This window comes from Sphingomonas chungangi (assembly GCF_013778325.1).
GTDB lineage: Bacteria > Pseudomonadota > Alphaproteobacteria > Sphingomonadales > Sphingomonadaceae > Solisphingomonas > Solisphingomonas chungangi.
The window spans coordinates 290797-307939 of sequence record NZ_JACEIB010000006.1 but is presented as its reverse complement, the minus strand read 5'-3'; the positions used below and the strand labels follow the sequence as shown (position 1 = coordinate 307939).

Below are 17143 nucleotides of genomic sequence, written 5' to 3'. Positions count from 1 at the left end.
GCCATGGCTACCGCCTTCCATCAAGACCCGGCGCTCGCGGCCGCTCGACCGGCAGAGGCCGCGCAGTCCGCAGTGAACTGGGCATCCGTATTTGCCGGCGCCGTTGTCGCGGTCGCAACGACCCTCATCCTCATAGCGATCGGCGCGGGGCTCGGCTTTGCCGCCGCATCCCCATGGCCCGGAGCCGGCGCGACCGTCACCACGTTCGCGATCGGTGCGGGCATCTGGCTGATCGTGACCCAATGGCTCTCCTCCGCGCTCGCCGGCTACATGACCGGTCGCCTGCGGACACGCTGGACCGGCATCCACACGCATGAAGTCCTGTTTCGCGATACCGCGCACGGGCTTCTCGCCTGGGCCGTGGCCACGGCCGTGGTCGGCGCCGTCGCGTTTGCAGCGACCAGTTCCGCGACGAACGCGGGCGCGACGGCGGCCTCGGTCGCCGTGAGCGATGCCACGGATACGATGCTGAGAACCAACCGACCCAATGCTCCGGCGACAGCGGTCGCGCGCACGGAAATGGCGCACCTGCTCGCGCGGGGCGATCTCCAGACCGACGACAGAACCTATCTTGCCAACGAAGTGGCAGCCCAGGCCGGGATTTCGGTTCCTGAAGCCCAGCAGCGCGTCGATGCCGCGGTCACCACTGTTCGAGAGGCGGCGGACAAGGCGCGCAAGGCGTCTTCGGCCCTGGGTTTCTTCACGGCGCTGTCGATGCTCATCGGTGCCTTCATAGCCTGCTGCGCGGCCGGCTACGCAGGGCATTTGCGTGACGAGCATGCCGACCTGTTCGAACGCCCCTAAGTAGCCGCAAGCTGGACAGGAGACATCCCGTCGCGCCAAGGCGCGGCGGGGTGTATAGGCGATCGGCGAGATATCATCCGTCGACCAGCAACGCATGATCAGGCTCAACGCCGATCCTTTCCAGCGCGACAGCATCCGCCGCCTGATCGATCGAGGAATTGCTCGACGATCTTCTTGCTCAGCCGTCGGGAGCAACCTGGCCGCGGGCCTCTCGAGCAGCGGCGATCAGGCTGGTTCCGGTTTCTTCCGCAGCGTCCGGCGTCATCGAAATCGCGATGCCATCGGGGCCGTCCAGCAGGACCAGCCCCTCCTCAGCCACGGCCTTGGACTTCGAAAGGATTGAGGTTGCGTGGATCATCCATTCGAATTCTGCTCTCCAAGCGGGCTCGCCGGATCGGTCGAGCGATTTTCGAGATAAAGATGAGTGGGATCGAATTGTCCGATCTGCTCGAGCCGCGGCAGATCCGCGATCTCGACGCGGGAGGATCGAAACGCGCAGATTCTTTCCTCGCGAAGCATCCGCAGTACACGAGTCACGTGAATGGCCTTGAGCCCCGTGATCTCGCTAAGATCCGTCTGGTTGATCGGAAGCCCGAAGGCCTTGCCATCGCTGTAGCCGATCGCAGCCAATCTGGCGTTGGTCTCCGAAATGAAATGCGCCAACCGCCCCACGGCATCCAGGCAGCCGAGGCGGAATAGTCATTCGCGAAGCATCGCGGCGTCGAGCAAGTTCGATCCCCACAGCTTCTGCGCGAGATCGGGATCCTCGGCCGTCAGGCGCCTGAGCGCTCCATGCGGCACGATCCCCATTTCCACCTGCGTCAAGGTGGCGATCGCGTGGTTGAGCACATGCAGCGGGAAGGCGTGGAGATCGACGAAGTCGCCCGGAACGTGGAAAGCAACGATCTGCCCGGCGCCCTTCGGTGTCGTCGATGTAGCGGATCATGAAGCCCGTCACGAGCATCGTGTTTGGCGGAGATGCTCGCCACGCTCGAGCAGGGTCGCGCGCGCCGGCAACCGACTTCGCTCCGCGACCGCGGCTTCAAGCCGCTCACGCTCCTGATCCGTGAGCACCGCGGTCGACCGATTGCGGAGGAAGAGATCTACGCACTTCATGCCGGAGGAACTCCTCGATATTCCACGTGATCCCCGCTTTGCCGCGCGAGTGGCCAAGGCCACGCCGTCGGCGACGCCGCGCATTCATAGGGCGTCGTCGCGCGGCGTAGATCGAGACGGTCCGGCTTCCATTCGACAAGGCCCATCTCGTGAGATGCCTGCGGCCAAGCCTTCATCGGCCATCGGTTCCAACGCCGCTTAAATCAGCGGCGTCTTCATCTGGATCAGTTCGACGGGCTCGCGAACAGATCGGTTCGCTTCGCACCGGGAAAAATTGCTTCTGCGAGTAGCGAGCGATGACAGGTCACGGGATCTCGCTCGAAGCATAGAAGGACCGTCGGCCGCTCTACAGCCATTTCCTTGAGCATTTCGGACTGTACGATCGCCTCGGGGAGTTCGAGCTGGCCGGCATAGACCTCGGCCAGGCGATCGTGATCACCCTTGCGTGCAGCCTCCCTTCCCTCGGGCGGCGTGCCAAGCGCCTTCAGCCCGACATAGTCGATGCCGACCTCCTTGAGGCCGGCGGCCAGGACGTTCTTGGAAAATCCCGGGCGCCGAGATAGCGGAACGGCGCGAATATCTGCGAGAAGCTCTACGCCAGCGGCCTGCAAGGCCGCTACCAATTCCGTCTGGGTAGACCCTTCATAGCCGATCGTGAAGATTTCCATGCTAGAGACATCCGAAACAGTTTTGCAAGATCGAGCCGACCTCGACGTAACAGGACCGTTGGCAGCCTCGACTGTCATCTTGGTGTGGTTTCGCCGTCTCGCGAAAACTTCGGGAGCCAATCCTCAAGCATGCGCCACTGTGCGGCGCGTTCCTGCTCCGATCCGAGCTCGGCAATTAGTCCCTCGGCGACAGTCTCGAGCGTCTCGTCATCGATCGTTCCGGATTCGCGCAGCATCGCGAGCATCTTGAATACCAGGCGCACCGCAAGACTTGCTTCGCTTGCCGCCGTGTCGAGCGGGATCGCCGCCTCCTGCAGATTGGCCATCGTCCTGCTCCAAATGACTGTGGGGGACGAACGCCGCTTTCTTTCATCGGTTGCCGCGCCGCCGTCGAAAGAGGGGTCGAAGAAAGAGGGCCGAAAGAAAGGCTGGCAAGACGATGCCACAACTATGCGGCTGCCAGGGATCGACCGGCCGGGTCTGGAGGCACTATTCCCATTCGGATATATTGTGGACCATCGTTCTAGCGGGGCACTCCACCGCTTAATCCGGTTCAATCTCGATGTAGATCAGCTTGCATCGGCACGACGTCGGGGGCTGGCCGTTTGCGCCTTATGAATTTGCACGCCGGCCATAGCCCGTTCCAGCGCCCCGCCGGCCTTGCTCTGCGTGCCATCGTAACGGTCATCCTCGTCGTCTACTCCGCAGCATGCCTTTCCGGATCGGATCGGGTGGCAAACGATTTGAAACTGGTTGCGATATCGCCTTCGTTGATGGTGCCGCTCGGGCTGACGATGCTGGTGTGCGCCATAACATATGCGCTCCCACCTACAGCCTTCATCGGAGCGATCCTCGTCACCGGCGTACTGGGTGGCGCCATCCTCACCCACCTGAGATTGCTCGAATTCGGCTCCCTCGCCGAGATCGCATGCGTCCTGCTGGGAATCTTCGCATGGGCCGGCCTCTGGCTGACCGACTTCCGGGTCCGCGCACTCATGCCGCTCAGAACAGAAAAGAGAGGCGCGGAAGGCTGAGCGGGGAAGCAGCCTGGTCGCGTGCCCGCATTCCATCATTCGAGAGGAGACGATCATGGCCGAGAAGCAGAAGCCGGAGGGTCTGGAGAGAGCCTATGGCGAGGCGCCTGCCGGAGGCCGGAAGGTCACCGGCGATCCGGATGCCCCTCCTGCTGCGGCGACCGACACGCTCGGCAACGCCATGGAACGCCAGGCCGACGCACGCGAAGCGCAGGCGGAACGGGAGCGCAAGCCGGATGAGGGCGATCCGTCCGATGATGACGAAGCCCGGCGCAAGAGGGCTTATGCCATCTGGGAGAGCGAGGGCCGGCCCGAGGGTCGCGACCAGGAACACTGGCATGCCGCCGGTGAAGATCGCATTCCCGAGCCCGGGACCACGCCCTGGACCGAAGGCCCCTGACCAAACACACCGGGCGTCCGGGCTCCCCTAACGCGACATCGACCCGCTCAAATCGCGGTGCAAGCCCCGATCATCGCCTCGATGCCGCTTCAAGCCCGACACCTCCGGATCGATAGGAACATGATGCAAGACGAAACCTTCCCGATCGATCTCGGGCAACTCAAGCCACTGACCCTCGACCCCTCGAGCCCGAAGCTGTCGGAAAGCGACAAGGCGACGCTCGAGCACAACATCCGGTTGTGCCGCGATGCCATCGTGTTCTTCACGGCACTCGCCGGGGCGAAAGGCCTGGCCGGTCACTCGGGTGGCCCTTACGACACGGTCCCCGAAGTCCTGATGGTGCGCGCATTCATCGCCGGCGGCGCACCGATCGTGCCGATCCTCTACGACGAGGCGGGCCATCGGGTGGCAACGCAATATCTGCTCAGTGTCCTCGACGGACACATGCCGGCCGAGCGGCTTCTCCATTACCGCGAGTATGACAGCGGCCTGCCCGGGCATCCGGAGAAGGGCCTGACGCCCGGCGTCGCCTTCAGCTCGGGCCGCCTCGGCCATCTCTGGGCCTTCTGCAACGGTGTCGCCATGGCCAATCCGGACAAGGCGGTCGTGCTGCTGGGCTCGGACGGCAGCCAGATGGAGGGCGACGATGCGGAGGCGGCGCGGCTGGCCGTCGCCAAAGGGCTCAACATCAAGGTCCTGATCGACGACAACGACGTCACCATCTCGGGTCATCCGCAGGAATATCTCGCCGGCTTCGATCTAAGCCGTACCCTTTCGGGCTATGGCCTGACGACCGAGACGACGATGGGAGAGGATCTCGACGCGCTCTACGTCGATCTTTGCCGGGCGTTCACCAGCACCGCTCCGCACGCCGTCGTGATCAAGCGCCGGATGGCGGTCGGCATTCCGGGCGCCGAAGGCGACATCCACGCCCACGACGCGCTCAAGGCTGATATCGCGATCGCGTATCTTGAGAAGCGAGGCGGCTACGAGAAGGCCATCGAGCTCCTGAAAGGCGCGCGCAAGGACGAGAGTCCGCTCACCTACGAGGGTTCCTCTGGCGAGGGCAAGAACCGCGAGGCTTTCGGCAAGATCATCAACACCATGCTCGACCAGATGGACGAGGCGAGCCGGCTGGAGAGCGTGCGCGTGTTCGACAACGATCTCGAAGGCTCATGCGGGCTGAAGGCGATCCGGGAGAAGCACCCCGAAATCTATGTCCGCGGCGGGATCATGGAGCGCGGCAATTTTTCCGCCGCGGCCGGCTTCGGATCGGCGGATGGTCGACAGGGCATATACGGGACATTCAGCGCCTTCCTCGAAATGGTGGTGAGCGAGATCACCATGGCGCGCCTCAACTTCGCCAATGTGCTCGCCCATTTCTCGCACAGCGGCGTGGACGACATGGCGGACAACAGCTGCCACTTCGGCATCAATTCGATGTTCGCGGACGGCGGGATCGACCCACACGAGGGCCAGGACAACACCCGTCTCTATTTTCCCGCCGACCGGCACCAGTTCGCTGCCTGCGTGAAGCGGGTCTTCGGCGACCCGGGCTTGCGCTTCGTGTTCAGCACCCGGGCCGCTGTCCCCGATCTGCTTGATGAGGACGGTCGCCCATTCTACGAAGGCAAGGATTTCGAACCCGGTGTCGACGACATCATCCGCGCAGCCGATGGCGGCGGCTTCGTCGTCGCCTTCGGGGAAACCGTCTATCGCGCGCTTGATGCGGTGATCCGCCTGCGCGAGAGCGACGTCGAGGTCGGCCTCGTCAACAAGGCGACCGTCAACACGCTCGACGACGCCATGATGGAGCGACTGGCCGAGGCACCGTGGGTGCTGGTCGTAGAAGGCTGGAACGTCAAGACCGGTCTCGGCAGCCGCTTCGGCAGCCACCTGCTGCGATACGGCTTCAAGGGCCGCTACGACCATATCGGGACGCACATCGAGGGGGGCGGCGGTCTCTGGCAACAGATGGGGCGTCAGGGGTTGGACCCGGCCGGTATCGAAGCCGCGATCCGGCGTCTCGTCGATGCAGCAGGGGCACGCCCGAAGCGCTAAGGCGATCGCGGGTGACCGGTGTCGCGATCGATTGCCCGATCGCTGTGGGGTAACCGTACGCCTATCCCATCTCGTTCTTCGGGAGACACGTCATGCATGCCGACGGCACCATTTCGATCAGAATCAACGGCGAGCACCGCCGCGTTCGTGACGGCCTGACGCTGGCCGCGCTCGTCACCGAGATCGGAATGGCGGCCGACGGCGTCATCGTGGAGCGCAACCTCGAGATGGTGCCGCGCTCCACGCTGGCGAACGTAGCGGTCCAGGACGGGGATGAGCTGGAGATCGCTCCTTCTGTTCCCTGAAAACAGGCCATCTCCGCGCCCGCGACGCGCGCACGGTTCATGACAGCTGGCACCGCCGCGCTGGCGCCGTTGAACGAAGCCAATCGCCGCCGAGATCGCGCGATCATGCGGGAAGCGACGCGTTCTGGGCGCGATGCCTCCCAAAGTGGCCAACGTGCGTTGAGCAGCAGTGACTGACGCCATCGAAGATCTCCGGCGCAGGATGGAAACTGCAGCGCGCAATCTTGATTTCGAGGAGGCGCGGCGCCTTCGCGACCGGATCAATCTGATGCGAGGCGGAGCGAGCGCTGCGGAGGCGGCCCGCGCCGACACGTCGGGTTTGATCCGCCAGCAGCCTGGGTCCATGGGGCTCGGCACGAGCCGGCAGCGGCCGGTTCCTCCGCCAGGGTGGACCCCGCCGCCAAAGCCCGATCTCATGACGTCCGGTCGGAAACGCAAGTGAAGGCCGACGTCGCAAGTGCCGCCATAATGGCCATGCTTGCCGATCGTGATCCGGGAGCGACGATATGTCCAAGCGAAGTCGCACGGAAAATCACGGCCGAAGCGTCCGCGGATGATGCGGCAGATTGGCGAACCATGATGCCGATCGTCCATGCCGCGGTCGATCACCTGTTGGATCAAGAGAATATCAGCCTAAGCTGGAAAGGCAGGGCACTAAAGCCGCGATCAGGACCTTATCGGATTGCCCGGACCGACGCCGATTGACGGACAGGCGGAGAGACTTCGAGATAGCTTCGCTTCCCTGCACAGACCGGCATTGGCCGTCCAACCGCGGCTAATGCGCGGCCCAAGGCGCGGACGACAAGGTCGCCACAAGGTGGTCGATCACGACCTGGACACGCAGTGGCCGCAAGCTCGAGCTTGGCATGACCAGATGGAGGGCCAGAGGCGGGACGGCCCATTCAGGCATCGCGATCTCGAGTCTCCCCTCGCGAAGCTCCTGCCACACGAGGAATTCGGGCTGAATGCCGATCCCCTGCCCGGCGATCAGCGCGGGCGTCACCATATCGGCATTGTCCGTCCACATCTGCGGCGGCGGCTGCACGGTCTCCTCGCCGAATTGCGGATGGGTGAAGCGCCAGATGCCGGGCGAAGCGCCGCCCGTGTAGATCAGCGCACGATGCCCGGCGAGCTGCGCGGGATGGGTCGTTCGACCGTGCGCGTTTAAATAGGCGGGTGATGCGACCAGCAGCAGCCGTACGGTGCACAGCCGTCGGGCGATTAACGAGCTGTCTTCCAGACGCGCGATACGTAGCGCCAGATCGAAACCGTCGGCAACGAGGTCGACCTGCCGGTCGCTCAGCGCGAAATCGAGCATGACATCAGGATAGGCTGTCATGAAGGACGGGAGCGTCGCCGCCATATAGCCGATTCCGAAAGACAGCGGCGCGCTGATCCGGACACGGCCGCGCGGGATCGTGGACTGCTCGGCCGCCTCGTCCTCCGCAGCCTCGCCCTCGCGCAGGATCCGCGTCGCCCGCTCGAGGGCGCCGCGCCCGCTGTCGGTGAGCGACAGGCGCCGCGACGTCCGCGCCAGCAGCGCCACGCCGAGCCGTGCCTCCAGGCGCGCGACGGCCTTGGAGACGGTCGGATTCGACAGGCCCAGTTCCTGCGCGGCGCGCGCGAAGGATCCCAGTTCAGCGACCTTCGCGAAGATCGCCCAGGCTTCAAGATCGGGAAGACGACGTGTCATTTTCGGAAACGATACAATTCCATCATTTCTATTTCGTCAAGCCCTGATCGCCGGCACCTTGGCTTCATCGAAACGGCACCCGCCAGGATGGAGACGCCCCAATGATCGAACGCCGCCCCTTCGCCGACCTCGGTGGCGCCAACCACGGTTGGCTCGACGCCAAGCATCATTTCTCGTTTGCAGGCTATTACGATCCGGCCCGCATGGGCTGGGGTCCGATCCGAGTCTGGAACGACGACACGATCGAGCCCGGCACCGGCTTCCCGCCGCACGGCCACGCCGACATGGAGATCATCACCTACGTCCGCGACGGCGCGATCACGCATCAGGACAGCTTGGGCAATATCGGCCGCACCGAGGCGGGCGACGTCCAGGTGATGAGCGCCGGGTCCGGCGTCCGCCACTCCGAATATAATCGCGAGCCCGGCACCACCCGGATCTTCCAGATCTGGATCGAGCCGAACGGCCGCGGCGAAGCCCCTTCCTGGGGCGCCAAGCCCTTCCCGAAGGGTGATCGCTCGGGCCGGTTTGTGACGTTGGCGAGCGGCTTCGCCAACGACGCCGACGCGCTGCCGATTCGCACCAACGCCCGCGTGCTCGGCGCGACGCTGAAGGCCGGCGAGACCACTGACTATCCGCTCGAGCCCGGACACCATGCCTATCTCGTCCCCGCCAGCGGCACAATCGAGATCAACGGTGTCCGCATCGATGCCCGCGACGGCGCCGCCGTCAGCGACGAGACCAGCCTTCGCGTGACCGCCATCGAGGATGCCGAGATCGTCCTCGTCGACGCCGCCTGAGCACCTTTCTGTACCGCTTCACCGACACTTTCATCAGGGAGAATAACCATGCCGACGATCACCACCAAGGACGGGACCGAGATCTTCTACAAGGATTGGGGAACCCGCGACGCCCAGCCGATTATGTTCCACCACGGCTGGCCGCTGAGCTCGGACGACTGGGACGCGCAGATGATGTTCTTCCTCCAGAAGGGCTATCGCGTCATCGCCCATGACCGGCGCGGACACGGCCGCTCGACCCAGTCCGCGACCGGCCACGACATGGATACCTATGTCGCCGACGTGATCGAACTGACCGATGCGCTCGACCTGAAGAATGCGATCCACGTCGGCCACTCGACCGGCGGCGGTGAGGTGGCGCGCTACGTGGCGCGGGCCAAGCCCGGTCGCGTCGCCAAGGCGGTGCTGGTGAGCGCGGTCGCGCCGATCATGGTCAAGACCGACAGCAATCCCGATGGCGTTCCGATGGACGTTTTCGACATGGTCCGCGAGCAGACCGCCACCAACCGCTCGCAATTCTACTACGACTTCACGCTGCCCTTTTTCGGCTACAATCGAGAGGGCGCCGAGATCAAGGAGGCCGTCCGGCTCAACTGGTGGCGACAGGGCATGATGGGTGGAATCCTCGCCCACACGCTCGGCATCGCGGCCTTTTCCGAAACGGATTTCACCGCGGATCTCCAGGCGATCGCCGTCCCGACGTTGGTCATGCACGGCGAGGACGATCAGGTCGTCCCCTTCCCGACCACGGGCAAGCTCTCGGCCGGGATCGTGAAGGGTGCGGTGCTCAAATCCTACCCCGGCTATCCGCACGGCATGCCGACCACGCACGCCGACGTGATCAACGCCGATCTGCTGGCCTTCGTCGAAGGCTGAGGCTAGCGCGGCGCGGCGGAGCGAGTTCCGCCGCGCCGCCACGCATTTGGGGATCTGACGATGGCCGACCGCATTCTCGTGCTCTACGGCTCCTACCGCTCGGACCGGCAGGGCATCCGGCTGGCCCATTATCTGGTGCGCGCGCTCCGCGCGCGCGGCGCCGACCCGGAGCTGATCGACGCGAAGGAGGTCGGCCTTCCGATCCTCGACCGCATGTACAAAGAATATCCGAAGGGAGAGGCGCCGGCGGCCCTTGAGGCGCTTGCCGAGAAGATTCGGACGGCGGACGCGTTCCTCTTCGTCACCGGCGAATACAACTGGGGCATCCAACCGGGCCTCAAGAACCTGACCGATCACTTCCTGGAAGAATGGTATTGGCGTCCGGCAGCCATCGCGAGCTATTCGGCCGGCCGCTTCGCCGGGGCGCGTGCCGCGACCGCCTGGCACGGCACGCTCTCCGAGATGGGCATGGTCGTGATATCGAGCTCAATCGCGGTCGGCGGCATCGGGCATGCCTTAGACGCCGATGCGAAACCGATCGGGGATGGCGGAGCCTCGCTCGAGCGAGTATTTCCCCGCTTCGCAGACGATCTCGCCTGGTGGACGGATGCCGCTCGCCTGCAACGTGCCCGGCGGAAGCCTCCCTATTGACCGGTCGAGGCCCCCCCTCTCTCTCGACCGCAGACCATCCAACGACTTCCCCCTCACATTCCGGAGACCGACATGAGCCGTGCAAAGCTGTTCGAGCCATTGACCGTCGGGTCACTGACGCTCGCCAACCGGATCGTGATCGCGCCGATGTGCCAGTATTCGGCTGTCGATGGCTGCATGACCGACTGGCACGTCATCCATCTCGGCCATCTCGCACAGTCGGGAGCCGCACTGCTGACGATCGAGGCGACGGCCGTCCTTCCCGAGGGACGCATCAGTTACGGCGATGTCGGCCTGTATGACGACGATACCGAAGCCGCGATGGGGAAAGTCATCGAGAGCGTACGCAAATGGTCATCGATCCCGATCGCCGTCCAACTGGCCCATGCCGGACGCAAGGCATCGACCGAGCTGCCGTGGAAGGGCGGCCGTCAGATTGCGCCGGGACAGCCCAATGGCTGGCAGACGCTAGCTCCTTCGCCGCGCGCATTTGCGAGCGGCGAAAACTCGCCCGTCGCGCTCGATCGCGCCGGTATGGAGCGGGTGCGCGACGCCTTCGCCGACGCCGCCCGCCGCGCGGCCCGACTTGGCCTCAACGCGGTCCAGATCCACGCGGCGCATGGCTATCTCCTCCACCAGTTCCTCTCGCCACTCTCGAACCGACGTGAGGACGAATATGGCGGCTCGCTGGAGAACCGGATGCGGTTCCCGCTGGAGGTCTTCGACGCGGTGCGTGCCGCCTTTCCGCCGGAGCGGCCCGTCACCGTGCGCGTATCGGGCACCGACTGGGTCGAGGGCGGCTGGACGATCGAGGAAACGGTCGCATTCGCGCAGGCGCTGGAAGCGCGCGGCTGCTCGGCCATCCATGTCTCGAGCGGGGGTCTCGATCCGACGCAGGCCATCCCCGTCGGGCCCAGCTACCAGGTTCCACTGGCGCGCGCGGTGAAGCAGGCGGTCGGGATTCCCGTAGTCGCCGTTGGCCTGATCACCGATTTCGAACAGGCGGAGGCGATCGTCGGGACCGGCGATGCCGACATGATCGCGCTGGCTCGCGCCATCCTCTACGATCCGCGTTGGCCATGGCATGCGGCGGCGCATCTCGGGGCGTCCGTGCACGCGCCTGACCAGTATCTTCGGTCGCAGCCTCGCCAATTCCGATCGCTTTTCGATCAGGACCCTAAATTAGGAGGATAGGTTCGGGGACCGCCGCCGTCTGTGTTTATTGTTGCCGTGTTTGTCCTTGGGGCACGGCATGGCCTCATGCCGGAAGCTGCGCCAAAAGCGGATACAGAAGCTCCTGCTCGGCCTTGATCCGCCTGCGCATGGCGATCCGCACAGCGTTGGAAGCGCTGCGATATTGGTTCCACTCTTCGGTGATCGTGCGCAGGCTCCATCGGCCGATATGCTGCGATGATGCCATTAGGTCGGCCTTGCCCTCCTCCTGCAAACGCCGGACGCCTTCCATGTGTGTCGAAGTTTTTGCCGACAGGAGGCGGGGATAGATTTCGGTTTCCAGAAGCTTCGTGCGGGCGCGGCTTGCCCGCGTGAGCGCGTGCCTGACTTGCATCAACCTGTCGACCTGTGGCTGATCGTTCGCGATGAGCTGGTCGAGTTCAGCCAGCTTTTCGCGAATTTCAGAATGCAGTTCCCTGAGCCTAGTGAGCATGGTTCGTTTCCATCCTGTGTTGAGAATACGAGCAGGCCAGGCGGGTGTTTCCGTTATATATGTCTTGCGCCCGAGGGTTCTCCACGATCTTCGGGCTGAGTCCGAGATCTTCGTCCCTGTCCCAGCAGAACGCGACAGCAGGCTGAAAGTCCTCAAGTCACGCTCCCAGTCCTTCATGGCCGACGCCCCACCGACGTTTGCTCGTCGTCGTATCGGCCGCGTTTCGGTCGGCACTATTTTCCCGCACGATTGTTGAGGTGGCCTAATTCATTGAACCAATAGGAGAGACTAACATGCGTAAGTTTCTGATCATCTCTGCCGCGGCCGCGGCATTGCCCGCCATGGCTCTGGCGCAGAGCGGCGGCTCGGCCGGCACCGGCGGTTCGGGCATGGCGGGGTCGACCGGCAGCGCGGGCTCCACGATGGGTTCCGGACAGGCGGGAACGTCGACGCAGCCGGGGATGAGCGGCCCGACGAACCAGAATGGGTCCATGGGCTCCACGATGGGCACCGGTTCGATGAGCAGCCCCGACGCGAGCGGCGGCCTCAACACTCAAGGAGGCAATGGCTCGTCCTCGACGAAAGGAAAAAGCAGGTCGGGTGGCCATTCGTCCGGCACGACCTCGTCAGGCAGCATGAGCCCGACGACGTCGGGCGGATCGACCGGCAGCAGCACCAGTTCGTCGGGCGGTCCCCAATAGAGATGATGACAGGCCGGGCGGCGATGGCGCCCGGCCTCGTTTCGTTCTTGAACAGAAGAAATGCACCGCACGGCGTTTTCGGGCGTTCTCGACCGCAGACAAAAAGAGCGTCGCTACCGTGCCGTAGTCCGCGATCGCCTCGCTCTTGGGGAGATAGCCGACTGGACCTGCTCGACAGCGCCTGAATATTTGGGATTGCCAGCAACTGGCGCCGGGCGTCCTCGTTATCTCTCGATCAGATTGACGCAAATAGCCAGGAGCGAAATGACGGCGATGCTCATCTGGCGCGGCCGAAGTATCGCAAAATGAGCGGGCGCATCTCCCGACTTGGCTGCGCGGGCATCTGCGATGAGTACCAGGATGTATCCGACGGCAAGCAGCAGCACCGACGACAGCATGAATCTCAGGGAGCCGAGGATCGATGCCATGCCGCCGATGGTCACGTAGAGGATCATCGTCAGGATCTCGGCTTTGGTGGATGCGGACGGATCGCCGAAACCGAATCCTCGTCGGACCCCGCCGAGAAAAGCCATGATCAAAGACCCCCAGATAACCGTCAGTCCGATAGCGACAGGGCTCAACCGCGGGCTGCACCATGTGCCGAGAGCACCAAATACAAACGGCAGCATCGGACCATAGCCAAAAACCCTGCTGGTAGTTGGAACCATCGTCCGGGAGCGAGACATGTTCATCTGCACCGAACGACCCACCGTTGACGGAGGTTGCCTCGATAGGGCGGCGCGATTTCGTCAGGAAGGCAATGTCGGCTCGCATGTGTTTGCCGAGGAAGCCGACCGATGGGACGGCTCGGTTCGTAGCGCCGGACGATGCGCCGCCGATCTGAACAGGACACCAGCAAACGGAACCCAGCAACTCGGAACTGGCACGGGTGCCTTCCGCGTTCCGATGCAATTAGAATGAAGACCCACGCTGCCGATGGAGCAAGCCGAGCGTTGCCGCCCCACACTCCTCCAGTCGGACCGCTGACATGGACCAGATCTTCACCCGTATCGCAGGCCGCATCGCCTATTGGGCAGGACAGCCCATCACCTTCGTTCTCGCCGCTTCCCTGATCGTCGTCTGGGCCGTCTGCGGGCCACCGTTCCAATATTCAGACACATGGCAGCTGGTCGTGAACACCAGCACGACGATCATCACCTTCCTCATGGTCTTCCTGATCCAGAACAGCCAGAATCGCGACGGAGCAGCGATGCAGGCGAAGCTCGACGAACTGCTGCGTGCGGTCGAGAAAGCGCGCGAGCATTTCATCGGCATCGAACACCTGACCGACGAGCAGATCGAGAAGATCCGTAAGATCCTCGAGGATGAATGCGACGGACAGCCTGCTGATGGCGGCCGAAGCACCACGCCACACACGAGCGTGAAGAATCTCCTGGGCAGGCTCTAACCCTAGCCGAGGCTCTTCGGCTATTGCGTCGACGCCGATGGCGAAAATGGCCAGTCATTCGAAATCGATCGAGCGCCGCCTCCGTGCCCACGCTCGTCCTCCGGTGCGTTGATCACGATCGACATCTTCACCGTCGGATGGGTGTGCACCTTCGGCGGAGGAACCTCGTACCGGCTCGGAACGTCTCACAAGTGGGCGGCAAGGTGGAGACAATAGCATGCCGTCCGACGTTCATCGCGTCAGGGTCCGCCGACCGCTTTTCTCGAGCCTGATGAGTTTTCCGGCATCCTGCTTCGTTCTGACGCTCCTCGCCGACATCGTCTATGCCAGATCCTACAACATGACATGGGAAACCGCGTCGGTCTGGCTGCTCACGATCGGCCTGCTCGCCGCCTTCGTCATCGTCCTGGTCGGGCTTTTCCAGGCGTTCGTCCAAGGCCTCTGGCCGAGCATGGTCTCGCGGATCGGCTATGCGATCGTGCTGATCCTCTCGATCTTCAACGCCTTCGTGCACAGCCGGGATGGCTATACCTCCGTTGTGCCGACAGGCCTGACCCTATCGGTGATCGCGGTGATGCTGCTCTTGGCGATAGAACTCCTCGAACGCTTCGCCACCCCGCGTCAGGAGTTGGTCGCATGAGCCGCCTCGATTCGATCGTGAGGAACGGCAGCACCCTCCTCGCAGTCACCCTGATACTGGCGGCGGCCGGCTGCCACAAGCAGGTCGCCTCTCCCGACACCCAGATCGGCCCAAACCCGGCGCTCCCCGAGCCGAACGAATATCTCCTGCCGCCGATGAAGACGGCGACCTCCAAGCCCTGGACCAATGGTGAGATGCCAACCGCCGGGCCAGGCCTCAAGGTCCAGCCGTTCGCGACCGGGCTCATTCATCCCCGGTCGGTCTTCGTCCTGCCCAACGGTGACGTCCTCGTCGCGCAGTCGGATGGTCCGAAGCCGCCAGTCAATCGCCCGAAGGACGTGGTGATGGGCCTGATCCAGGCGCACGCGAAGAGCTTCGGTCCCAAGGCGCCGAACAACATCCTGCTGCTGCGGGACACGAACGGCGACGGCATCGCCGACCAGCGGTTCTCCTTCCTGGAAGGGCGACATTCGCCCTTCGGGATGGCGCTTGTCGGCAACGACCTCTACATCGCCGACACCGATGCACTGATCCGCTACCATTACACGCCGGGCCAGACGAAAATGACGGACCCCGGGGTGAAGGTCACCGATCTGCCGGGCGGACCGATTGACCATCACTGGACGAAGAGCCTCACGGCGAGCGCCGACGGCACCAAGCTTTATGTCGGTGTCGGTTCCAACAGCAATATCGCCGAGAACGGCATGGTCGCGGAAGGCGAGCGAGCCGCGATCTGGGAGGTCGACCGCGTCACAGGTGCCCATCGCCTCTATGCGACCGGCACGCGCAACCCCGTCGGCCTCGCGGTCGAGCCGACCAGCCATGTCCTGTGGGCGGTCGTCAACGAACGCGACGAGCTCGGCCCCAATCTCGTGCCCGACTACCTGACCTCAATCCGCGACGGCGGTTTCTACGGCTGGCCGTACAGCTATTGGGGCCAGCACATCGATCCGCGGGTCATGCCCCAGCGGCCCGATCTCGTCGCGAAGGCGATCGTGCCCGACTATGGCCTGAGCTCCCATGTCGCGCCGCTCGGCGTCACCTTCTCCACCGGCAATGCCATTCCGGCTCAATATCGGGGCGGCGCCTTCATCGGCGAGCACGGCAGCTGGGACCGCGATCCGTTCAACGGCTACAAGGTCATCTACGTCCCGTTCGCCGGCGGCCGGCCTTCGGGAAAACCCGTCGACGTCCTGAGCGGCTTCCTGACCGACGGGAAGACCGCACATGGGCGGCCCGTCGGCCTTGCCACCGACGCCCAGGGTGCCGTGCTCGTCGCCGACGATCTCGGGAACGCCGTCTGGCGGATCAGCGGGCGCTGATCCGGACAATGGATCGGGCGCCGAGGTGCACCCGGTTCCTCGTCTGCGACGATCTCAATCGAATGGCTGCCCCGTCGCGCTGGCTGCTGCTAGAAATGCGCGAGCCTGGAGCCGGGCGACGCCGTCAGCCCGGCTTGATCTCGCTGCGGACCTGGCCGTGCGCGATCACGGCGAACAGGCCGGTCCCGCCGATGATGTTGCCGACCAGCGCGGGCAAGATGAAGCCCATGACGGCCTTCCCCAAGCCAATGCTGCCTGCAAGCCAGAGCAGCCATGCCTCGGTCGAGCCGGCCACGACGTGGCTGAAACCGCCGATCGCGATGACATAGGTGATCATCACGATGATCCAGAACTCCGATCCGCGGGCATTGGGCATCATCCAGGCGATGCTCGCGACGAGGAAGCCGGCCGGCATGCCGAGCAGCAGCGTGTGCCAGGCGTCGTGCGCGGCGACCGGAGCCGCGACTTCGATCGCAGCCGCTCGTGCCTCGGGTGAGAGTATCGCGCCGCCGGCAATGAGTGCGGCGACGAGCAGCGTACCGGCCATGTTGGCACCGAACACCGTGATCCAGAGCTTCGCGAGGCGCCCCAGGTTGCGACGGGTCGGGTGCGTGGCGATCGGCAGCACCGCGGTCACGGTGTTTTCGGTAAAGAGCTGGAGATTCCCGATGATGACGATGACGAAGCCGACGCAATAGCCGAACGAGGCGACGAGCTTCGCCCATGGTGCGTGCGGCAGCGCCAGAACGAGAAACGCCTCTGCCAGGACCGAGACGGATATCGCGACGCCCGCCGCGAACCCGGAGAAGAGCAGCGAGAGGACCGGGCGATCGAGCTCCTCGTCGCCCTGGAGGCGGATGACCTCGTGCACGACCTTTGCCGATCCCGCCTTGCGCTCGGCGACCGATTCTGCCTCACGGTCGGACAGGCCCTCGGATGGCCCGCTCTCGCGATCCTCGGCATCGGCATCCTCGGCGCTGGGATCGATCGTCATGCGG

24 protein-coding genes and 1 pseudogene are annotated in these 17143 nt (G+C 64.2%); 16 read left to right on the top strand and 9 right to left on the bottom strand.

What is annotated here, in order from left to right; all coding sequences use genetic code 11:
- Window positions 1-3 precede the first annotated feature (3 nt).
- Complete coding sequence (locus HZF05_RS09780; RefSeq protein ID WP_160365875.1) at window positions 4-804, top strand: hypothetical protein; 801 nt, start codon at window positions 4-6, stop codon at window positions 802-804.
- 178 nt (window positions 805-982) lie between these two features.
- Here HZF05_RS09780 and HZF05_RS09775 read toward each other — a convergent pair whose 3' ends face one another.
- The 5 genes from HZF05_RS09775 to HZF05_RS09760 all read right to left on the bottom strand — a co-directional run bounded on the left by HZF05_RS09775 (window position 983) and on the right by HZF05_RS09760 (window position 2914).
- Entirely contained in the window at window positions 983-1162 is a 180-nt protein-coding gene (locus HZF05_RS09775) for a hypothetical protein (RefSeq protein WP_160365874.1), read from the bottom strand.
- The gene (locus HZF05_RS21860) at window positions 1159-1467 is read right to left on the bottom strand and encodes a helix-turn-helix domain-containing protein (protein ID WP_246331851.1); all 309 of its coding nucleotides are present in this window, start codon (window positions 1465-1467) and stop codon (window positions 1159-1161) included. The genes HZF05_RS09775 and HZF05_RS21860 overlap by 4 nt, the downstream gene beginning before the upstream one ends.
- A 36-nt stretch (window positions 1468-1503) precedes the next feature.
- Window positions 1504-1629 carry a hypothetical protein gene (locus HZF05_RS22130; RefSeq protein ID WP_281367499.1) on the bottom strand — a complete coding sequence of 42 codons (126 nt, stop codon included), beginning with the start codon at window positions 1627-1629 and terminating at the stop codon, window positions 1504-1506.
- Between the two features lie 515 nt (window positions 1630-2144).
- Window positions 2145-2588, bottom strand: a complete 444-nt coding sequence (locus HZF05_RS09765) for a DUF488 domain-containing protein (protein WP_160365873.1) — start codon at window positions 2586-2588, stop codon at window positions 2145-2147.
- Between the two features lie 74 nt (window positions 2589-2662).
- Window positions 2663-2914, bottom strand: coding sequence for a hypothetical protein (locus HZF05_RS09760; protein ID WP_160365872.1), 252 nt, complete (start codon window positions 2912-2914; stop codon window positions 2663-2665).
- 405 nt (window positions 2915-3319) lie between these two features.
- On the opposite strand from HZF05_RS09760, the gene HZF05_RS09755 reads away from it, so the two are divergent.
- From HZF05_RS09755 to HZF05_RS09730, 6 genes and pseudogenes are all read left to right on the top strand, one after another.
- Window positions 3320-3622, top strand: a complete 303-nt coding sequence (locus HZF05_RS09755; RefSeq protein WP_181638835.1) for a DoxX family protein — start codon at window positions 3320-3322, stop codon at window positions 3620-3622.
- 55 nt (window positions 3623-3677) lie between these two features.
- Window positions 3678-4022 carry a DUF2934 domain-containing protein gene (locus tag HZF05_RS09750; RefSeq protein WP_160365870.1) on the top strand — a complete coding sequence of 115 codons (345 nt, stop codon included), beginning with the start codon at window positions 3678-3680 and terminating at the stop codon, window positions 4020-4022.
- Between the two features lie 120 nt (window positions 4023-4142).
- Window positions 4143-6083 carry a transketolase C-terminal domain-containing protein gene (locus tag HZF05_RS09745; protein ID WP_220129785.1) on the top strand — a complete coding sequence of 647 codons (1941 nt, stop codon included), beginning with the start codon at window positions 4143-4145 and terminating at the stop codon, window positions 6081-6083.
- A gap of 92 nt (window positions 6084-6175) precedes the next feature.
- Window positions 6176-6370: pseudogene (thiS, locus tag HZF05_RS09740) on the top strand (sulfur carrier protein ThiS); the annotation flags it as partial.
- A 187-nt stretch (window positions 6371-6557) separates the two neighbouring features.
- On the top strand, window positions 6558-6830 hold the full coding sequence (locus HZF05_RS09735) for a UvrB/UvrC motif-containing protein (protein ID WP_160365868.1): 273 nt from the start codon (window positions 6558-6560) through the stop codon (window positions 6828-6830).
- Window positions 6827-7093 (top strand): DUF3253 domain-containing protein, encoded by a 267-nt coding sequence (locus HZF05_RS09730; protein ID WP_343046864.1) that lies wholly within the window; start codon window positions 6827-6829, stop codon window positions 7091-7093. The genes HZF05_RS09735 and HZF05_RS09730 overlap by 4 nt, the downstream gene beginning before the upstream one ends.
- Before the next feature lie 70 nt (window positions 7094-7163).
- Here HZF05_RS09730 and HZF05_RS09725 read toward each other — a convergent pair whose 3' ends face one another.
- The gene (locus HZF05_RS09725; RefSeq protein WP_160365867.1) at window positions 7164-8081 is read right to left on the bottom strand and encodes a LysR family transcriptional regulator; all 918 of its coding nucleotides are present in this window, start codon (window positions 8079-8081) and stop codon (window positions 7164-7166) included.
- Between the two features lie 101 nt (window positions 8082-8182).
- Here HZF05_RS09725 and HZF05_RS09720 point away from each other — a divergent pair, with 101 nt between their 5' ends.
- The 4 genes from HZF05_RS09720 to HZF05_RS09705 all read left to right on the top strand — a co-directional run bounded on the left by HZF05_RS09720 (window position 8183) and on the right by HZF05_RS09705 (window position 11602).
- Window positions 8183-8881 (top strand): pirin family protein, encoded by a 699-nt coding sequence (locus tag HZF05_RS09720; RefSeq protein WP_160365866.1) that lies wholly within the window; start codon window positions 8183-8185, stop codon window positions 8879-8881.
- 48 nt (window positions 8882-8929) lie between these two features.
- On the top strand, window positions 8930-9757 hold the full coding sequence (locus tag HZF05_RS09715) for an alpha/beta fold hydrolase (protein ID WP_160365865.1): 828 nt from the start codon (window positions 8930-8932) through the stop codon (window positions 9755-9757).
- Window positions 9758-9817: 60 nt separating this feature from the next.
- Window positions 9818-10408 (top strand): NADPH-dependent FMN reductase, encoded by a 591-nt coding sequence (locus HZF05_RS09710; RefSeq protein ID WP_160365864.1) that lies wholly within the window; start codon window positions 9818-9820, stop codon window positions 10406-10408.
- A 72-nt stretch (window positions 10409-10480) separates the two neighbouring features.
- Window positions 10481-11602, top strand: a complete 1122-nt coding sequence (locus tag HZF05_RS09705; RefSeq protein WP_160365863.1) for an NADH:flavin oxidoreductase/NADH oxidase — start codon at window positions 10481-10483, stop codon at window positions 11600-11602.
- Between the two features lie 64 nt (window positions 11603-11666).
- Here the strand turns inward: HZF05_RS09705 and HZF05_RS09700 are convergent, their stop codons facing one another.
- Entirely contained in the window at window positions 11667-12074 is a 408-nt protein-coding gene (locus tag HZF05_RS09700) for a hypothetical protein (RefSeq protein ID WP_160365862.1), read from the bottom strand.
- A gap of 293 nt (window positions 12075-12367) precedes the next feature.
- Here HZF05_RS09700 and HZF05_RS09695 point away from each other — a divergent pair, with 293 nt between their 5' ends.
- On the top strand, window positions 12368-12775 hold the full coding sequence (locus HZF05_RS09695; RefSeq protein WP_160365861.1) for a hypothetical protein: 408 nt from the start codon (window positions 12368-12370) through the stop codon (window positions 12773-12775).
- A 224-nt stretch (window positions 12776-12999) separates the two neighbouring features.
- Here the strand turns inward: HZF05_RS09695 and HZF05_RS09690 are convergent, their stop codons facing one another.
- Complete coding sequence (locus HZF05_RS09690; protein WP_281367505.1) at window positions 13000-13443, bottom strand: DUF3429 domain-containing protein; 444 nt, start codon at window positions 13441-13443, stop codon at window positions 13000-13002.
- 16 nt (window positions 13444-13459) lie between these two features.
- On the opposite strand from HZF05_RS09690, the gene HZF05_RS09685 reads away from it, so the two are divergent.
- From HZF05_RS09685 to HZF05_RS09670, 4 genes are all read left to right on the top strand, one after another.
- Window positions 13460-13696: a hypothetical protein gene (locus tag HZF05_RS09685; protein WP_160365859.1), complete on the top strand. Its 237-nt coding sequence runs from the start codon at window positions 13460-13462 to the stop codon at window positions 13694-13696.
- 67 nt (window positions 13697-13763) lie between these two features.
- Window positions 13764-14183, top strand: coding sequence for a low affinity iron permease family protein (locus HZF05_RS09680; RefSeq protein ID WP_160365858.1), 420 nt, complete (start codon window positions 13764-13766; stop codon window positions 14181-14183).
- Window positions 14184-14400: 217 nt separating this feature from the next.
- The gene (locus tag HZF05_RS09675) at window positions 14401-14823 is read left to right on the top strand and encodes a DUF2231 domain-containing protein (RefSeq protein ID WP_160365857.1); all 423 of its coding nucleotides are present in this window, start codon (window positions 14401-14403) and stop codon (window positions 14821-14823) included.
- On the top strand, window positions 14820-16145 hold the full coding sequence (locus HZF05_RS09670; protein WP_160365856.1) for a PQQ-dependent sugar dehydrogenase: 1326 nt from the start codon (window positions 14820-14822) through the stop codon (window positions 16143-16145). Before HZF05_RS09675 ends, HZF05_RS09670 begins: the two co-directional genes overlap by 4 nt.
- A gap of 124 nt (window positions 16146-16269) precedes the next feature.
- Here the strand turns inward: HZF05_RS09670 and HZF05_RS09665 are convergent, their stop codons facing one another.
- Window positions 16270-17139: a formate/nitrite transporter family protein gene (locus HZF05_RS09665; RefSeq protein WP_220129783.1), complete on the bottom strand. Its 870-nt coding sequence runs from the start codon at window positions 17137-17139 to the stop codon at window positions 16270-16272.
- Window positions 17140-17143 lie beyond the last annotated feature (4 nt).

Coding starts and splice junctions, on each gene's coding strand:
- HZF05_RS09670 (WP_160365856.1), top strand. CDS start 14,820: ATGAGCCGCCTCGATTCGATCGTGAGGAACGGCAGCACCCTCCTCGCA.
- HZF05_RS09745 (WP_220129785.1), top strand. CDS start 4,143: ATGATGCAAGACGAAACCTTCCCGATCGATCTCGGGCAACTCAAGCCA.
- HZF05_RS09685 (WP_160365859.1), top strand. CDS start 13,460: ATGTTCATCTGCACCGAACGACCCACCGTTGACGGAGGTTGCCTCGAT.
- HZF05_RS09765 (WP_160365873.1), bottom strand. CDS start 2,588: ATGGAAATCTTCACGATCGGCTATGAAGGGTCTACCCAGACGGAATTG.
- HZF05_RS09705 (WP_160365863.1), top strand. CDS start 10,481: ATGAGCCGTGCAAAGCTGTTCGAGCCATTGACCGTCGGGTCACTGACG.
- HZF05_RS09710 (WP_160365864.1), top strand. CDS start 9,818: ATGGCCGACCGCATTCTCGTGCTCTACGGCTCCTACCGCTCGGACCGG.
- HZF05_RS09750 (WP_160365870.1), top strand. CDS start 3,678: ATGGCCGAGAAGCAGAAGCCGGAGGGTCTGGAGAGAGCCTATGGCGAG.
- HZF05_RS09775 (WP_160365874.1), bottom strand. CDS start 1,162: ATGATCCACGCAACCTCAATCCTTTCGAAGTCCAAGGCCGTGGCTGAG.
- HZF05_RS09700 (WP_160365862.1), bottom strand. CDS start 12,074: ATGCTCACTAGGCTCAGGGAACTGCATTCTGAAATTCGCGAAAAGCTG.
- HZF05_RS09680 (WP_160365858.1), top strand. CDS start 13,764: ATGGACCAGATCTTCACCCGTATCGCAGGCCGCATCGCCTATTGGGCA.
- HZF05_RS09690 (WP_281367505.1), bottom strand. CDS start 13,443: ATGGTTCCAACTACCAGCAGGGTTTTTGGCTATGGTCCGATGCTGCCG.
- HZF05_RS09695 (WP_160365861.1), top strand. CDS start 12,368: ATGCGTAAGTTTCTGATCATCTCTGCCGCGGCCGCGGCATTGCCCGCC.
- HZF05_RS09675 (WP_160365857.1), top strand. CDS start 14,401: ATGCCGTCCGACGTTCATCGCGTCAGGGTCCGCCGACCGCTTTTCTCG.
- HZF05_RS09725 (WP_160365867.1), bottom strand. CDS start 8,081: ATGACACGTCGTCTTCCCGATCTTGAAGCCTGGGCGATCTTCGCGAAG.
- HZF05_RS09760 (WP_160365872.1), bottom strand. CDS start 2,914: ATGGCCAATCTGCAGGAGGCGGCGATCCCGCTCGACACGGCGGCAAGC.
- HZF05_RS09780 (WP_160365875.1), top strand. CDS start 4: ATGGCTACCGCCTTCCATCAAGACCCGGCGCTCGCGGCCGCTCGACCG.
- HZF05_RS09715 (WP_160365865.1), top strand. CDS start 8,930: ATGCCGACGATCACCACCAAGGACGGGACCGAGATCTTCTACAAGGAT.
- HZF05_RS09720 (WP_160365866.1), top strand. CDS start 8,183: ATGATCGAACGCCGCCCCTTCGCCGACCTCGGTGGCGCCAACCACGGT.
- HZF05_RS09665 (WP_220129783.1), bottom strand. CDS start 17,139: ATGACGATCGATCCCAGCGCCGAGGATGCCGATGCCGAGGATCGCGAG.